Annotated in this window: 15 protein-coding genes; all 15 read left to right on the top strand. The window is 51.6% G+C overall.

Translation table 11 applies throughout. The annotated features are described in order from the left end of the window. Nucleotides 1-34 precede the first annotated feature (34 nt). Nucleotides 35-1,291, top strand: coding sequence for a competence/damage-inducible protein A (locus tag PRECH8_RS04695; protein ID WP_200965939.1), 1,257 nt, complete (start codon nt 35-37; stop codon nt 1,289-1,291). A 777-nt stretch (nt 1,292-2,068) separates the two neighbouring features. Next, the gene (recA, locus tag PRECH8_RS04690) at nt 2,069-3,121 is read left to right on the top strand and encodes a recombinase RecA (RefSeq protein WP_200965938.1); all 1,053 of its coding nucleotides are present in this window, start codon (nt 2,069-2,071) and stop codon (nt 3,119-3,121) included. Between the two features lie 204 nt (nt 3,122-3,325). Continuing rightward, the gene (locus PRECH8_RS04685) at nt 3,326-4,048 is read left to right on the top strand and encodes a regulatory protein RecX (protein WP_207161769.1); all 723 of its coding nucleotides are present in this window, start codon (nt 3,326-3,328) and stop codon (nt 4,046-4,048) included. 469 nt (nt 4,049-4,517) lie between these two features. Continuing rightward, nucleotides 4,518-6,062: a ribonuclease Y gene (gene rny / locus PRECH8_RS04680; protein ID WP_200965936.1), complete on the top strand. Its 1,545-nt coding sequence runs from the start codon at nt 4,518-4,520 to the stop codon at nt 6,060-6,062. A gap of 61 nt (nt 6,063-6,123) precedes the next feature. Next, a complete protein-coding gene (locus tag PRECH8_RS04675; protein WP_200966079.1) occupies nt 6,124-6,927 on the top strand; it encodes a TIGR00282 family metallophosphoesterase in 804 nt (267 codons plus the stop codon). A 119-nt stretch (nt 6,928-7,046) separates the two neighbouring features. Then, on the top strand, nt 7,047-7,307 hold the full coding sequence (locus tag PRECH8_RS04670; protein WP_006286829.1) for a stage V sporulation protein S: 261 nt from the start codon (nt 7,047-7,049) through the stop codon (nt 7,305-7,307). 102 nt (nt 7,308-7,409) lie between these two features. After that, on the top strand, nt 7,410-8,336 hold the full coding sequence (locus PRECH8_RS04665; protein WP_200965935.1) for a dipeptidase: 927 nt from the start codon (nt 7,410-7,412) through the stop codon (nt 8,334-8,336). A 208-nt stretch (nt 8,337-8,544) separates the two neighbouring features. After that, nucleotides 8,545-10,269, top strand: coding sequence for a 2-oxoacid:acceptor oxidoreductase subunit alpha (locus tag PRECH8_RS04660; protein WP_200965934.1), 1,725 nt, complete (start codon nt 8,545-8,547; stop codon nt 10,267-10,269). 1 nt (nt 10,270) lies between these two features. Continuing rightward, the gene (locus tag PRECH8_RS04655; protein ID WP_200965933.1) at nt 10,271-11,137 is read left to right on the top strand and encodes a 2-oxoacid:ferredoxin oxidoreductase subunit beta; all 867 of its coding nucleotides are present in this window, start codon (nt 10,271-10,273) and stop codon (nt 11,135-11,137) included. 152 nt (nt 11,138-11,289) lie between these two features. Further along, on the top strand, nt 11,290-11,862 hold the full coding sequence (pduL, locus tag PRECH8_RS04650) for a phosphate propanoyltransferase (RefSeq protein WP_200965932.1): 573 nt from the start codon (nt 11,290-11,292) through the stop codon (nt 11,860-11,862). Between the two features lie 187 nt (nt 11,863-12,049). After that, nucleotides 12,050-13,528, top strand: a complete 1,479-nt coding sequence (gene miaB, locus PRECH8_RS04645; protein ID WP_200965931.1) for a tRNA (N6-isopentenyl adenosine(37)-C2)-methylthiotransferase MiaB — start codon at nt 12,050-12,052, stop codon at nt 13,526-13,528. A 32-nt stretch (nt 13,529-13,560) separates the two neighbouring features. After that, complete coding sequence (locus tag PRECH8_RS04640; RefSeq protein ID WP_200965930.1) at nt 13,561-13,998, top strand: YlbF family regulator; 438 nt, start codon at nt 13,561-13,563, stop codon at nt 13,996-13,998. Between the two features lie 142 nt (nt 13,999-14,140). Then, nucleotides 14,141-14,815, top strand: a complete 675-nt coding sequence (locus tag PRECH8_RS04635; protein WP_242457436.1) for a cell division ATP-binding protein FtsE — start codon at nt 14,141-14,143, stop codon at nt 14,813-14,815. Continuing rightward, nucleotides 14,812-15,777 (top strand): cell division protein FtsX, encoded by a 966-nt coding sequence (locus PRECH8_RS04630; RefSeq protein ID WP_200965929.1) that lies wholly within the window; start codon nt 14,812-14,814, stop codon nt 15,775-15,777. The genes PRECH8_RS04635 and PRECH8_RS04630 overlap by 4 nt, the downstream gene beginning before the upstream one ends. Beyond that, complete coding sequence (locus PRECH8_RS04625) at nt 15,770-16,726, top strand: coiled-coil domain-containing protein (protein ID WP_200965928.1); 957 nt, start codon at nt 15,770-15,772, stop codon at nt 16,724-16,726. The genes PRECH8_RS04630 and PRECH8_RS04625 overlap by 8 nt, the downstream gene beginning before the upstream one ends. Nucleotides 16,727-16,748 lie beyond the last annotated feature (22 nt).

Raw genomic sequence — 16,748 nt, 5'->3', positions numbered from 1 at the left:
TACTTTGCTTCGGCAGTGAAGAGGTGCAGCGACTTTGAAAGCGGAGATTATCGCGATCGGAACAGAACTTCTGTTGGGCCAGATCGTAAATACCAACGCCCAATATCTCTCGCAGCAACTAAATGCCATCGGTGCTGATGTTTATTATCATACCGTCGTTGGTGATAATCCAGGGCGGATTAACGCTGCCTTTCAGACGGCGGCAGCCCGTTCTGATCTCATCGTCGTTACTGGCGGGCTGGGACCGACACAGGATGATATCACCAAGGAAGTACTGGCTGAATATACGGGGCGCAAATTATTGATGCATGAGCCGACCTTGGAATCGATTGCCGAATATTATGCTGTTCGCGGCTTAACCATGACGGATAATAATGCTCGGCAAGCGATGATATTATCCGAAGCAGATGTTCTCCCGAACGACAACGGTATGGCTGTCGGCGTTGCTCTAACCCATGAAGGAAAGCATTGGCTGCTGCTGCCTGGACCGCCGCGCGAGATGAAGGTGATGTTCGAGCGGTATGCAGTTCCATGGATCCAGTCGCGGAACGGATCGGCAGAAGCTTTGTATTCGATCACCTTAAAGTTCTCAGGAATCGGCGAATCAGCTTTGGAACAGGAGTTGATCGATCTCATCGATGGGCAGACGGATCCAACGATCGCACCATATGCGAAAGATGGGGAAGTGGCTGTTAGGCTGTCTACGAAGGCGCCAAGTCAAGAAAAAGCCGAAGCAAAGCTGCAGCCGACGATCGAAGCGATCGCAGGCCGCGTCGGTCGTTATCTTTATGCGGAGCGGGATATTCCCTTAGAACAGGCCGTCGTTGAATGGTTGCAGCAAACTGGACAAACGGTAGCCGCTGCGGAAAGCTGCACCGGCGGATTAGTCGGACAATTGCTTACCAGTATACCGGGAAGTTCGCAAGTATACGCAGGTGGAGTGATCAGCTATTCCGCTCGCGCGAAGCACGAACAACTTGGCGTAAGCGAGGAGACCATCGCGAAGCACGGTACGATCAGCTCAGAGACCGCTGAGGAGATGGCGCTCGGGGCAAGGCGGGCCTTCCATACAGATTGGGCAGTTGCGGTTACCGGCGTTGCCGGGCCGGGGCCATCCGAAGGTAAATCGCCGGGCACCGTATTCATCGCAGTAGCCGGCGAGGCGGGAGTCTGCTCCTATGCCCTGCGGCTCGCCGGGGATCGCGAGATGATTCGGCTGCGTGCGGCGAAGTCGGTGCTCTATCGTCTTTGGCAGCATTTGAAAGAGGGAGCGGCCGGGGCGGGTGATTGAGGCATCATTTAGGATGATCGGTTTAGGATGATCGATGCTAATACGGACGAATACGATGGGTCACTGCAGACAGGTGTGACCGAGTCGTGAGACGCTAAAATGTGTCGATACAGTGTGCGTACTGGCGCGACTCAGTCGTGAGCCGACAAATTATGCCGTTTCAGTGTGCAGACAGACGTGACCACGTGTTAAGATTGCAAAATCCGTTATATCTGCTTGCGGAAGAGCGCGGGCCTCTATGCGGAACGAAAATAAGATCGTCATAGCATCGCTATACAACAAACACAAAAATGTACATAAAACTTCTTGTCTATTGAAATTTCTGTATGATATAATCAAACTTAGCGGAAGAACCGTAGCAACTGCTCGCCAGATGCTGCGGTTTTTTTGTTGCCGGCAACTGTTTGTTCTATACAACCAACATACGCTCAACTTATCTGGGTTCAAATGATAGACATTTCACTGATCTCCTTCGACGGATACTGATTTGCGTCAACTGATATGCATACAACCGAAGCATCGATCGCTGACCCACATCGACAGATCAGCGAACATAGACATATATACGCCTTAGCCGATACCATCCCATGCGCGCTGATTCACATACATATGCATATCACTTATGCATATCATCAGTTCCTGTCACACACCAGCCACAGACACGCATTCAAGGTGCATATGATTTAATAAACCGAATGTATGTTCGAAAAGTACTTGGCAAGGACCGAGAAAGACGGTATCATATACGTATAATTGATAGAAAAGGGAAGTGAGCTTGTGACAGATCGTCAAGCTGCATTAGAGATGGCATTGCGCCAGATTGAGAAACAATTCGGTAAAGGATCTATTATGAAACTGGGCGAGAACGCTCAAATGCAGGTAGAAACGGTGTCCAGCGGTGCGTTGGCACTGGATATAGCCCTCGGCGTTGGAGGTTTCCCCCGCGGGCGGATCATTGAGATCTATGGACCGGAATCCTCCGGTAAGACGACGGTCGCTTTGCATGCGATCGCAGAAGTGCAGAAAGTTGGCGGACAAGCAGCCTTCATCGATGCGGAGCACGCGTTGGATCCGTTATACGCTCGCAATTTGGGCGTGAATATCGATGAATTGCTGCTCTCTCAGCCGGATACCGGAGAACAGGCTTTGGAGATCGCAGAGGCACTCGTACGAAGCGGTGCGATCGACATCATCGTGATCGACTCCGTTGCCGCACTCGTACCGAAGGCTGAGATCGAGGGGGATATGGGAGATTCCCATGTCGGCTTGCAGGCGCGCCTGATGTCCCAAGCGCTGCGTAAGCTGTCGGGTGCGATCAGCAAGTCGAAGACCATCGCCATCTTCATTAACCAGCTGCGAGAGAAGGTCGGCATCATGTTCGGCAATCCCGAGACGACGCCGGGGGGCCGCGCTCTGAAGTTCTATTCTTCCGTTCGTCTTGAGGTAAGAAGAGTGGAGTCGATCAAACAAGGCAGCGAAGTGATCGGCAACCGGACTCGCATCAAGGTTGTTAAGAACAAGGTGGCGCCTCCGTTCAAACAAGCTGAAGTTGACATCATGTACGGGGAAGGAATTTCCCGTGAGGGCAGCATCATTGATATCGGCACGGATCTCGATATCGTGCAGAAGAGCGGCGCGTGGTACTCTTTTGATGGAGAACGACTCGGTCAAGGGCGTGAGAACGCGAAGCAATACTTAAAGGATAATCCAGACATCGCTCAACTCATCGAGAGTCGCATCCGCGAAGTGACCACGATCAAAGGGATTTCGGCGACCTTCAGTGCCGGCGATGACGCTGAAGAATTTGCAGATGAACTGGAACTCGAATAAAACCTGTTCATTTGCTGCGAATAAGAGTACAATGTAAAGGGCAGAAGTTCGTAATCAGCCTGCACGCATGCCGATTCGGTGCGTTGATTGCGGACTTTCTTCCCTTTTATTTTTATGTGATTGATCTGAAATAAGGAGTGGCCGATGGACAATACAAGGTTCATGGGAGATCGTTTGAAAGCTGGAATGGGAAAATCTCATGGCATGAAAGCTGACATGGCAGATCTGCGCAGCGAACTGCCGCAGGAAGATCAAACAGAGTACGAGATTACGCGGGTCGAACAGCATCTCAGGAAGGCCGGGCATTATGATATCTATCTGAACGGAGAGTTCGCCTATACGGTGCATGAAGATACGTTGGTGACGATGCAACTGCTTAAAGGACGGAAACTGGATGCTGCGGATTTGGCTCGGCTTGAACAGGAAGAACGTATCAATGAAGCGATGGACAGGGCGCTCCGCTGGCTCGCGGGTAGACCGCATACCGAGCAGGAGATCGTGAACAAATTACGGCGAGCGGGATTCGAACAAGAAGATGTTATCGAGGCGGTAACAGAGAAGCTGCGCAAGCTGGAATTGTTGAATGACCGTCTTTTTGCAGAACAGTGGCTGGAACAGCGCGTGCGCGCACAGAAGAAGGGAAGGAATCTAATTCGCCATGAACTGATGCAAAAAGGGGTGGCGAAGGAGCATATCGATGCTGCGCTCAACGCATTGGACGATGAGACGGAATACGAGCAAGCCCTTCATCTAGGACTCAAAAAATGGCGGCAAACCAAAGGCGAACGCATGGTCCGTAGGCATAAGACAGCTGGTTATCTGATGCGAAGGGGGTTTCCTGCAGATATTGTGCGTAAAGTGGTGAACGAATGTGCGGAGCAGGAACGGAATCAGGTCGAGTCCGATTCATACGAAGAGTGGGAATAACCTGAACCGACAGATCGTGTTGTCTCACGGATAGAATCTGCTGGCTGCGGTCTGAGACAACACCTATTGTTGTCTCACGTATAGCATCCGCCTGAACTTAATAGTCCCGAGAATTCACAAGGATTTTTGAAGCTATTCTGGCACTTGCTGGAGGATTCTTGGAGGATATGGAACGATTGAGGCGTTTATTGTGAATATTATCGAAGATTACGCTGTCTGCTCCTTGACAATTTCATTTTACAAAATATACAATAAATAAGATGGTATATTCGCAGTCTCTCTATTCTGCGACTACATTCCGCCAATTGATACCATCGCCCCAAGTAAGCTTGACCATAAGCTCGAATGTAAGACGGCTCTTGCCGGTATGTATGACTTGTGAAGATTGGTAAATGTACGGACTGACTATTCCAGAACAACCGAAAATCCCAAGCGACCCATGGTGTCCTCAACGAGGAGGTGAAACAGTATGCCCACTACTGTTGTTGGAATCATCGCAGCACTCGTTGGTGTAGCTCTAGGCTTTGGGATTGGTTATTTTATCCGCAAGTCTCTTGCTGAGGCTAAGATTTCCAGTGCGGAAGAAGCGGCGCAGCGCATCTTGGAGGATGCAGCGAAGGACGCCGAGGCACTGAAGAAGGAAATGGTTCTGGAAGCGAAGGATGAAATCCATAAGCTGAGAACCGAAGCTGAGAAGGACATTCGTGAACGACGCAACGAAATCGGCCGACAAGAACGCCGTTTATTGCAAAAAGAGGAAACGCTGGATAAAAAATTAGAATCTTTAGAGCGCAGAGAAGAGAAGCTCACCAACAAAGAAAAGCAAATCGAAGAAACCCAGGCGCAGATCGATCAGATCTTGCAACAACAGGTGCGCGAACTGGAACGTGTATCCGGCTTGACGATGGAAGAGGCGAAGCAGATCATCCTCTCCAACGTTGAGAAGGAAGTTCGCCATGATGCTGCGCAGATGATCAAAGATATCGAACAGCAAGCAAAAGAAGAAGCCGACAAACGTGCGAGAGAGATAATCGCGCTCGCGATTCAAAGATGTGCAGCGGATCATGTGGCTGAGACGACCGTATCCGTCGTTACGCTGCCGAACGAAGAAATGAAGGGACGAATCATCGGTCGTGAGGGACGTAACATCCGTGCACTCGAGACGCTTACCGGCATTGATCTCATCATCGATGATACTCCAGAAGCTGTGATCCTGTCTGGATTTGATCCGATTCGCCGCGAGATCGCCAGAACTTCTCTGGAGAAGCTGGTGGCGGACGGCCGGATTCATCCAGCGCGGATTGAAGAGATGGTGGAGAAATCCCGCAAGGAAATCGATGAACGCATCCGTGAATACGGTGAGCAATGCACCTTCGAAGTCGGTGTGCACGGACTGCATCCAGATCTTATCAAGATACTGGGACGGTTGAAGTTCCGGACAAGCTACGGTCAGAACGTGTTAAAGCACTCGATGGAAGTCGCATACTTGGCAGGTTTAATGGCAGCTGAATTGGGAGAAGATATTACATTGGCGAAACGTGCCGGTCTTCTTCACGATATCGGCAAGGCGCTGGATCATGAAGTGGAAGGCTCCCATGTCGAGATCGGTGTAGAACTGGCCAAAAAATATAAAGAACATCCTGTCGTGATTAACAGCATCGCTTCCCACCACGGGGACACGGAACCAACATCCGTGATCGCTACGCTGGTAGGAGCAGCTGACGCTCTGTCTGCGGCTCGCCCCGGAGCAAGACGGGAGACGCTGGAAACTTACATCAGACGCTTGGAGAAGCTCGAAGAGATCTGCGACTCCTTCGAAGGCGTCGAGAAATCCTTCGCGATCCAAGCCGGTCGGGAAGTTCGCGTTATGGTGTATCCTGACCGCATCGATGATGCGGAAAGCGTCCGTCTTGCGCGTGAGATCTCCAAGAAGATCGAGAGCGAACTCGATTATCCTGGACATATTAAGGTTACGGTGATCCGCGAGACAAGAGCAGTTGAATACGCTAAGTAATTGGGGGAAAGTGGCTGATTCGGCCACTTTTCTTCTCGTAGAATAGATAGGAGGAAGTACGATCAAAGTTCTGTTTATTGGAGATATCGTCGGTAGATCAGGACGCAGAGCCGTTAAACAATACCTGCCCCTGTTGAAACAGAAGTATAATCCGGATATCATTATCGCTAACGGCGAGAATGCAGCCGGGGGCCGAGGGTTGACGCAGGCGGTCGCCCATGAATTGTTCGAGGCAGGCATACACGGTTTGACCCTGGGCAATCACGCATGGGATCAAAGAGAGATCTTCGACTTTATCGATGAGGAGCCGCGGATCATAAGACCCGCGAATTATCCCAAGGGCACACCGGGAAGAGGATATACAGTCATCAGCGCCAACGGCAAGGAACTCGTGATCGTCAATCTGCAGGGCCGCACCTATCTGCCGCCTTTGGAGGACCCGTTCCGCTTGATGGATCTTTTGCTGGAAGAAGAGATTAAGAAGAAGCACAAGTGCATCCTGGTGGATTTCCATGCGGAAGCGACCTCTGAGAAAATCGCACTTGGCTGGTATCTGGACGGCCGTGTATCCGTTGTGCTGGGCACCCATACCCATGTGCAGACCCATGATGAACGCATTCTTCCGAATGGTACCGCCTATGTGACCGATGTCGGGATGGTTGGTTCCTATGAGGGAATCTTGGGCATGCAGAAACAGCCCATTCTGCAGAAATTTCTTACGCAGCTGCCCGTACGTTTTACGGTGGATGAAGGAAAGTGGCAGTTCCATGGTGTATATATAGAAATTGACGAGGCATCGGGCAAAGCGCAGGCGATCAAGCTCATTCGCCAGTATGAGGATGAACTGATGTTCGAATCATACTGAAAACCAACAAAGTGTCAAAATATTTCGATTAATCGGGCGCTGGAATGAAGGAATTTTTTTGCTTCTCTCGAATAAGTATTACTACAGGAATCATCATCGTTCCCGAGGAGGTACTGTTCATGGAAGTATTAAAAGTTTCTGCAAAGTCCAACCCAAACTCGGTGGCTGGTGCACTTGCTGGCGTTCTGCGTGAACGCGGCGCCGCTGAATTACAGGCGATCGGTGCAGGTGCGCTTAATCAAGCGATAAAGGCAGTCGCTATCGCAAGAGGATTTGTAGCGCCTAGTGGAGTTGACCTGATCTGTATTCCTGCCTTCACTGATATCGTCATTGACGGGGAAGATCGCACAGCGATCAAGCTCATCGTAGAACCTAGATAAAGTATGAGTGGAAGATAATCCATCGACCTGTTTACGGTTGTAAACAGGTTTTTTTATGTCATTTGATCAGCGATAACATCAAAGAAATTACGGAGGGATCCCATGCGAATCTATGATCTGCATTGCGATGTGTTATATAAGATGCTGCTGGAGCCGAGACTCAGTTTCTCGGATGACAAGACCTTGGATGTGACCTATGAACGGCTGGTGGAGGGCGGGATCGGACTGCAAGCCTTTGCCATCTTCCTGCCGGAGGACCGGGTGCCGACCTTCGAGATGGTAGAAGAAGCGGTGCATGCCTTCCACACTTCGATCTTAAGCCGGCCGAAGATGGTCTTCGTCAAGAGCCGTGAGGACCTCAGCCGCGCAGAGCGGGAAGGCGGAATCGGCGCTCTCCTCACCCTCGAAGGCGCAGAAGGACTGATGGGCAGCCTGGAATACTTGCAGCGGGCTTATGATCTGGGTGTGCGCTGTCTCGGGCTGACATGGAACTATGCGAACTGGGCGGCGGACGGCGTGTTGGAGGAGAGGAGGGCGGGACTTACGCTTAAGGGAAGAGAACTTGTGGCCCGCTGTGATGAGATCGGGATGATCATCGACATCTCTCACCTGAATGAGCCGGGATTCTGGGAGGTGCTGGAGTTTGGCAAGCGGCCGGTCATCGCATCTCATTCCAACGCAGCAGCGGTCACCGGTCATCCTCGCAATCTAAGCGATGAGCAGATCCAAGCGGTGATCGTTCGCGGCGGATGCATCGGCATTACCTTCGTCCCGGATTTTATCGGCGGCGGGCAGGGGATCGCTGATGTGCTGAAGCATCTTGACCACGTATGTTCCTTGGGAGGGGAAGATCATGTCGGCTTTGGCTCGGATTTCGACGGCATCGATGAATATCTACACGGACTGACTCATCCAGGACAATATGTGAAGTTGACTGAAGCCTTGCACAAACATTACAGCAGCGAACAAGTTGAGAAATTTCTGCATCAAAATTGGCGGCGGTTTCTCGAGGCCAACTTGCCGGAATAAGAGGGATGAACTTCGGTTCATCTCTTATTTATTCGGCACCTCTCATATGGCCGAAAACCGCGAAGCATGTCGATTTAATCGATCTCAATTCGACATCGATTCAATCTAAAATAGCTATCTATCCACCCCTTGCTTTTTCCATACTCTAATCATATATTTAAGGTGAGATAGAGACTAAAATTAAAATAATTCTAGGAGATGAACTTGCATGATCAGCCAGCTATCATGGAAGATCGGGGGACAACAAGGGGAAGGCTTGGAAAGCACGGACAGAATTTTCTCGACAGCCCTTAACCGTCTAGGCTATTATCTGTACGGTTATCGTCATTTCTCTTCTCGGATTAAGGGCGGTCATACCAACAACAAGATTCGCATCAGCACCTATCCAATCCGCGCGATCTCCGACGACCTGGACATTCTGGTTGCGTTCGATCAGGAAACGATCGATCTGAACGCGCATGAATTAAGGGAAGGCGGAATTATTATTGCGGATGCAAAGTTTAACCCGACCATTCCTGAAAACCTGTCTGCGAAGTTGTATGCTGTACCCTTCACCGGCATCGCGGAGGAGCTTGGCACTTCGCTGATGAAGAACATGGTGGCTACGGGGGCATCTGCTGCTTTGCTGGGTTTGTCGATTGATGTCATCAAGGAAGTCGTGGAAGAGGAGTTTGGACGCAAAGGACCTGCTGTTGTTGAGAAAAACGTGGAAGCGGTATCGCGGGGCGCGCAGTACATCTTAGAGTTGACGGGCGGTCCGCTGGAAGAGTTCCGTTTGGCACCGGGGGACGGGGCGGAGAGGCTGTTCATGATCGGCAACGACGCCATTGGACTGGGAGCGCTTGCAGCCGGATGTCGGATTATGGCAGCTTATCCGATTACACCGGCTTCCGAGATTATGGAGTACCTGATCAGGAAACTGCCGAAGTACGGCGGCACCGTCGTGCAGACGGAGGATGAGATCGCTGCAGTGACGATGGCGATCGGCGCCAACTACGGCGGTGTCAGGGCGATGACGGCTTCCGCCGGTCCGGGATTGTCGCTGATGATGGAAGCGATCGGCCTTGCCGGCATGACGGAGACGCCCATCGTCATCGTCGATACACAGCGCGGCGGCCCGAGTACGGGACTGCCGACGAAGCAAGAGCAGAGTGATTTGAATGCGCTTGTATACGGCACACATGGAGAGATCCCGAAAGTCGTGATCGCTCCGAGCACGATCGAGGAATGCTTCTATGATACAGTGGAAGCCTTCAATATCGCAGAGAAGTACCAATGCCCGGTCATCATCATGACAGATCTGCAATTGTCTCTGGGCAAGCAGTCGGCTGAGAAACTTGACTTCAGCCGGGTAAAGATTGAACGCGGTAAATTGTTAAGGGACCTTCCGCCGCTTGCTGCCAATGAGCTGTTCAAGCGGTATGAATTCACAGAGGACGGGATATCGCCGCGTGTTCTCCCCGGCGACAAGCATGGTCTGCATCATGTTACAGGTGTCGAACATGACCAGGAAGGCAGGCCTTCTGAGAATCATGTGAACCGCAAGAAGATGATGGAGAAGCGTCTGAAGAAGCTGAAGAACCTGCGCATCACCGATGCGATCAAGATAGACGCGCCGCATGAAGAACCGGATCTCCTGATCATCGGCATGGGATCCACGGGCGGAACGATCGATGAGGCGCGCAGCCGGCTCGATGCGAAGACGAATCATATCACGATTCGCCAGATCTGCCCGTTCCCGGCAGAAGAACTTAGACCATATATCGAGAAGGCGAAGGTCATCGCCGTTGTCGAGAACAATGCCACCGGTCAGCTGGCTGATCAGATCAAATTACATGTCGGATCACATGAGAAGATTCGCAATATCTTAAAGTATGACGGCAATCCGTTCCTGCCTTCTGAACTGTACCATGCTTGTAAGGAGCTGATCTAAGATGGCTACGTTTAAAGACTTCCGCAATAATGTCAAGCCGAACTGGTGCCCGGGATGCGGGGACTTCTCCGTACAGGCTGCGATCCAAAGGGCAGCGGCCAATGCAGGCTTAGAGCCGGAGAATCTGGCCATTGTGTCCGGTATCGGCTGCTCCGGCCGCATCTCCGGTTACATCAACTGCTATGGTTTCCATGGCATCCATGGACGCGCTCTGCCCATCGCTCAGGGATTGAAGCTGGCTAACCGTGATCTGACGGTCATCGCCTCCGGCGGTGACGGGGACGGCTTTGCCATCGGGATGGGGCATACGATTCATGCGATTCGGCGCAATGTGAATATTACTTACATCGTGATGGATAATCAGATCTATGGTTTGACGAAGGGTCAAACTTCACCGCGCAGCGCCTTCGGTTTCAAGACGAAGTCGACTCCGGAGGGCTCCGTGGAATCCCCGCTTTCGCCCCTTGAGATCGCGATGGCTGCCGGCGCAACCTTCGTTGCCCAGTCTTTTTCCAGCAATCTCAAACAGCTGACAGAGCTGATCGAACAGGGGATCAAACACGAAGGATTCGCCTTTATCAACGTATTCAGCCCTTGCGTCACCTTCAACAAGATCAATACCTACGATTGGTTCAAGGAGAATATCGTTGATCTCGCCGAATTCGAGGACTATGACCCGTCCAACCGGGTAATGGCGATGAGCAAGATCATGGAGACGAACGGGCTGCTGACAGGCTTGATCTATCAAGATACATCACGCAAGTCCTATGAAGATCTCGTACCGGGTTTCAAGAAAGAACCCCTTGTCAATCAGGATATCAGATTAACAGAGGAAGATTTTGAAGAATTGATGGTGGAATTTAGATAAATTTATGAACATCCGGCGGCAACGGGTAAGACCGTATGCCGCTTGTTTGTTTTTGGCTTATAATGATTTATTGGCGTATAATTATAATTGTATAACGCATGATGATACTATACTTTTTATGCCATCGAACTTAGAAAGGAAAGTGATCGTTTATGAAAAAAGTACCAGTAGGCGTATCGGCAAGACATATCCATCTTTCTCAAGAACATATTGAGATTCTGTTTGGCAAGGGCTATGAACTCAAGGTCTTGAAAGACCTCTCGCAGCCGGGGCAATATGCTGCAGAAGAAACCGTCGCCGTTGTCGGTCCTAAGGGCAGATTCGACAAAGTTCGTATTCTTGGTCCTGCACGGAGCAAGACGCAGCTTGAAATTTCGCGTACGGATTCCTATGCTTTGGGCATTCCAGCACCGGTGCGTGAATCCGGAGATATCGCCGGCACGCCGGGCGTGAAGATCATCGGACCTGCCGGTGAAGTAGAGATTGAAGAAGGAGTGATCGTCGCAGCGCGCCATATCCACTTCCATACGGAGGATGCGAAGAAGTGGGGCATCGAAGACAAGCAGAAGCTGCGCGTCAGAGTCATCGGTGAACGCCCGCTCATCTTTGAAGATGTCATCGCGCGTGTCTCCGACCAATTCGCTTTGGACATGCATATCGATACGGATGAGGCCAATGCTGCCGGCGTCAAAAACGGCGGGGAAGCGATCATCCTCGACGAATAATCGCAGCAGTGAGAGGATCTGCCGGACCTGCTGGTCAGCTCTTTGGATCAGAGCTGCAATCTCAGCGTAATTACGCACAGAACCCGTTGCACTGCGGCTTCCTTGCTGGTGTAAGCTAGAAATTGATCTTATTCACACAGTGGTGCTATAATGGTGAAAGGTTTGCGAGAGAAAGGATGTGCGCAGTGTGACGGATCGTAAGAAACCTGCAAAGGACTATTCGATATATTTTCAACCGCCATCCTACCGAGACGCGAAGAGACGCGGTAAGGAGGATGTTCGTGTTCATTATGATTTTAAGATCGCTGATGATCTTAAATCTATGGGCAAGGGCAAATTCTATCATATCCAAACTTACGGTTGTCAGATGAACGAGCATGACAGCGAGATGATGATGGGCATGCTCGAGGAGATGGGCTACACTTGGACCGATAACCGGGAGGAAGCGGATGTCATCTTGCTGAACACCTGTGCGGTTCGTGAAAATGCGGAAGACAGGGTGTTCGGCGAACTCGGTCATCTCAAATCGCTGAAGAAGGAAAAGCCCGATCTCATCCTCGGCGTATGCGGCTGCATGTCGCAAGAGGAAGGCGTGGTCAATCGCATCTTGACCAGACATCAGTACGTTGATCTGATCTTCGGCACCCATAATATCCATCGCTTGCCGGAGCTGCTTCGCGAAGCGGTGTTCGCCAAGGAGATGGTTGTCGAAGTCTGGTCGAAGGAAGGCGACATCATCGAGAACCTGCCGAAGAAGCGCGCCGGTTTGAAAGCATGGGTGAACATCATGTACGGCTGCGATAAGTTCTGCACGTACTGCATCGTTCCTTATACGAGAGGGAAGGAGCGCAGCCGGAGGCCGGCGGACGTAATCGCGGAGGTACGCGAGCTGGCTCGCCAAGGATACAAGGAGATCACGCTGCTTGGCCAGAACGTGAATGCCTACGGCAAGGATTTCGAGGATATCGACTACCGCTTTGCCGATCTGATGGCGGATATTCAGAAGATCGATATTCCGCGTGTGCGGTTCACGACTTCCCATCCGCGCGATTTCGATGATAAGCTGATCGAAGTGCTGGCCCGCGGCGGCAATATGGTCGAACATATCCACCTGCCTGTGCAGTCGGGAAGCAATGAGATCCTGAAGAAGATGAGCCGCAAGTATACGAGGGAGTCCTATCTTGAGCTGGTGCGCAAGATCAAAGAAGCGATTCCGAACGTGGTCTTAACAACGGACATCATCGTGGGCTTCCCAGGCGAGACCGATGCGCAGTTCGAGGAGACGATGTCTCTGGTGCGCGAAGCAGAGTTCGCTTCAGCCTTTACCTTCATCTACTCTCCGCGTGAGGGCACGCCAGCAGCCAAGATGGCCGATGATGTGCCGATGGAAGTGAAGAAAGAGCGCTTGAATCGCTTGAATGAATTGGTCGCTGAACTCAGTCTGAAGGACAACATGAAGCTGAGCGGTCAGACGGTAGAAGTGCTCGTCGAAGGCGTCAGCAAGAACAATCCCGAATTCCTTTCCGGCCGCACCAGAACGAACAAACTCGTTCATTTCAAGGGACCGGCTTCGCTTACAGGTCAATTCATCGATGTCAAGATCACCGAGGTTCAGACCTGGTTGTTCAAAGGTGAAATCGCAGCGGTCCACGCTTTGGAAGCGTGAGCGGCCAGCGCTGAATAGAAGGAGTGTATCCCATGTCTGAACAAGCACAAGAATTGAAATTGGTTCATGTCCGCGACCTCTATGTCCGCGGCGACATCATGAAAAAGGCGCAGGAGCTGGCAGATGTGATTGCTGCTTCCGAGGAAGTGGCCATCTACCGCAAGGCGGAGAAACAGATTCAAGAGAACGAACGCGTCCAATCGATAATTAAATTGATCAAGAAAAAACAAAAGGAACTAGTCGCCTTCGAAACCACGTTCAAAAATGAGCAGATGGTGCGAAAAATCGAGAAGGAGATCGAAGAACTGCAGGACGAACTTGATCAAATTCCGATCGTTGCACAGTTCCAACAGACGCAAGCGGACATCAACTATCTGCTGCAGATGGTCGTGTCCGTCATCAAAGAATCGCTGTCCGAGAAGATCAATCTCGACTCGGATCATGGAAATCCGCCGGCAAAATGTGACTAAAATCAATCAAAAGTCTTCCAATTTTCCACAAAGTGCTATACAATTCTTTTGAAAGGATTGAAAGAATTGTATGGCACTTTTTTTGTTGCATTCATCCCGGTGGAATCTATCACGGAATCATCATGAATCTAGCAAGAACATGTTGAAATCGTCGAAAGAGGGAGAGCAGCGGATGATCGAGATGAAGCATGTCGAGAAATCCTATCGTCAGGTGCCGGTGTTAAGGGATGTGAATTTTCGCATTGAACGGGGAGAATATGTCTTCCTCAAAGGGGATTCCGGTTCAGGCAAGAGCACGCTGCTGAAGATCCTGTATCGGGATATCGAAGACTACAGCGGCGAAGTGACCTTGGACGGGAAACCGCTGCGCTCGCTGGCCCGTTATGAAAGCCGCCGTATCGCCGGCACGATCTTCCAAACCTTCGAGCTCTTGGGCCGCAAGACGGTCTATGAGAATGTCGCTTTGGCGGGGGAGGTGATCGGCAGAAGAGAAGATGAGATCAAACAGGAGACGCTGAATCTGCTTCACCGCGTCGGCCTCAGCGGCAAGCAAGACCGCTACCCCCACGAGCTCTCCGGCGGAGAACAGCAGCGGGTGGCGATCGCGCGGGCCCTGCTGAACAAACCGAAGGTGCTGCTGGCCGATGAACCGACGGGCAACCTTGATCCTGCCAACGCAGAGAAGATCTTAGATCTGCTCAAACAACTAAACGAAGAAGAGGGCATCACCATGTTCATCGTCACCCATGCCGAGGAGCTGTCGCACAAGTATCAAGCACGGACGCTCTATGTCAGAGAGGGGCGAGTAGAAGAATGAAGATTGAGAGAATGGACGGACCCAAGATGGACATGCCTAAACGGGCACCGGCAGCAGCCGTGCAGCGTGTATCCAGACTGCCGCGCACAGGCGGTACGGTACTCAGCTACTATCTGCGCGACGTTCAGGACGGCATCCGGCGCAATGCCGGCGCAGCGATCGCGACGATCCTGCTGATCTTCATCTCGCTGACGCTCACCGGGGCGATGGTGCTGCTCGCTGCAGGCGTCGATGATGTGATCCGTTATCTGAATGATCAGGTGAAGATCAAAGTCTTCGTCGATCCAGAGATCGATACTGAAGAGGCTGCGAGGATCCTGGAGGAAACCAGCTTCGTGAAGAGCGTGGAGATCGAGACGCGGGACGATGCCTTGGACAAGCTCCAGCGGTTCTTCCGTGATATGCCGCATCTCTTTGACTCCTTCCGCGACAGCAAGCTGCCGGATGCGATCTTGATCGAGGTCACCGATTCTGCCCAGGCGAATCTCGTAGCTGAGCAGCTGGCAGCGACCCGGGGCATCACGGATGTGATCTATGCGCAGGAATTCGCCAAGCAGGTAGTCGCTTGGTCGAATACTGCGAGTACATATGGTTTGATCATCCTCATCGTGTTCCTGCTTGCATCAGTCTTAACCGTAAGCATCGCGATGAATCTGGCGCTGTATCAGCGGCAGAAGGATATCCGCGTCAAGCTGCTCCTCGGAGCGAAGGAAAGCCATGTGCGCGGACAATTTCTCTTAGAAGGCGTCATCATCGGCTTCATCGGCAGTCTGATCGCTGCCTTCGCCGTCTATCTGATCTATTATTACGCCCTATATGAGCTGCAGATCCGCTTCTCCGCGGTGTTTGATTTCAGTCGACCGGCGTTGAATCTCATACTCCTCGGGATCATCGCTTTCGGGGTCGGGATCGGCCTGGTCGGCACCTATCTCTCGACAAGGAAGTTGATGAAACATGCGTAGGCGGATATGGCTGCTCCTGCTGCTCTTGCTTCTCTTCCCGACGGCGGTTTATGCCCATGTGGTCGGAGCGTTCAAGGATTTCCTTGTCGATATTCGTGATGAGGATGCGACGGAGCGTCTCCGCGCGGAACTGGAGGATACGCGCATTCAGATCGAGAACCTTACGCCCCACGTTGAGCGGTTGAATGCGGCATTTACGGTGAAGCAGGATGAGCAGATCCCGCTTCTCCAATTCTACCAATCCATCGGCACCGATGTGATGCTGAACTTTATCCTGGATGCCGATTCGATCGTCGATGTGCTGGCGAATCTGCGCTTGATCGAGCTCAAACTGGATCAGGACCTGGCTGCCTTGAATCGGCTGTATCTCGAGTATCGGACGGTAAAGGCGGCACGGGATGCCTTGGCGAGCTATGAACAGCTGCTGCAGATGATCGAAGCCAATCTCCGATCCCGCGAAGAATTCCTTGCCGAATACGGCCATCTGACGGATGAAGAGATCGCTGATGCCGCGGATTCACTCTGGGCGAAAGAAGCCAATGTACTGGATGAGATCCTTATTGCGGACAAGGATCGGGTGCAGCGGCGCATCCGCCAGATCACGGTCCAAGATCGCCCAAGAGCCCCTTTCCGCATCGAACAGGATTTGTTGAACCGTTATCTGGAGTTGGATTATTACATTCAGTCCGACCACGTGTATGTGCATTATGCGAAGAATTCCCTCGACATCATCTTGATCGGGATGGTGACGAGAGATGATGAGCGAACGGCGAGTTTGAAGTTCGAGGCGGGGTTTATGAACGGCATACGCATCGCGGATCTGTATATGAATCAGATGCCGGGCTTCGTCTTGGATTACAGCAAGCTGAATCCCAACTCCAAGGATTTCTACGTGGATCAGACGAATGGCGCGATCGTGTTGATGCCTGTTGAGTATGCAGGCGAATAAAATAGTAGAGATAAAGGTGAGA

It is taken from the genome of Insulibacter thermoxylanivorax (assembly GCF_015472005.1).
Taxonomy (GTDB): Bacteria; Bacillota; Bacilli; order Paenibacillales; family DA-C8; genus Insulibacter; species Insulibacter thermoxylanivorax.
Note: the sequence above shows the minus strand (reverse complement) of the source record. Positions and strands in the feature narration are given on the sequence as shown.

Bases quoted from the DNA above. Each gene is read 5' to 3' on its own strand.
- PRECH8_RS04655 (WP_200965933.1), top strand. From the start codon at position 10,271: ATGGCTACGTTTAAAGACTTCCGCAATAATGTCAAGCCGAACTGGTGC.
- PRECH8_RS04630 (WP_200965929.1), top strand. From the start codon at position 14,812: ATGAAGATTGAGAGAATGGACGGACCCAAGATGGACATGCCTAAACGG.
- PRECH8_RS04665 (WP_200965935.1), top strand. From the start codon at position 7,410: ATGCGAATCTATGATCTGCATTGCGATGTGTTATATAAGATGCTGCTG.
- PRECH8_RS04660 (WP_200965934.1), top strand. From the start codon at position 8,545: ATGATCAGCCAGCTATCATGGAAGATCGGGGGACAACAAGGGGAAGGC.
- PRECH8_RS04685 (WP_207161769.1), top strand. From the start codon at position 3,326: ATGAAAGCTGACATGGCAGATCTGCGCAGCGAACTGCCGCAGGAAGAT.
- PRECH8_RS04625 (WP_200965928.1), top strand. From the start codon at position 15,770: ATGCGTAGGCGGATATGGCTGCTCCTGCTGCTCTTGCTTCTCTTCCCG.
- PRECH8_RS04640 (WP_200965930.1), top strand. From the start codon at position 13,561: ATGTCTGAACAAGCACAAGAATTGAAATTGGTTCATGTCCGCGACCTC.
- pduL (WP_200965932.1), top strand. From the start codon at position 11,290: ATGAAAAAAGTACCAGTAGGCGTATCGGCAAGACATATCCATCTTTCT.
- PRECH8_RS04670 (WP_006286829.1), top strand. From the start codon at position 7,047: ATGGAAGTATTAAAAGTTTCTGCAAAGTCCAACCCAAACTCGGTGGCT.
- rny (WP_200965936.1), top strand. From the start codon at position 4,518: ATGCCCACTACTGTTGTTGGAATCATCGCAGCACTCGTTGGTGTAGCT.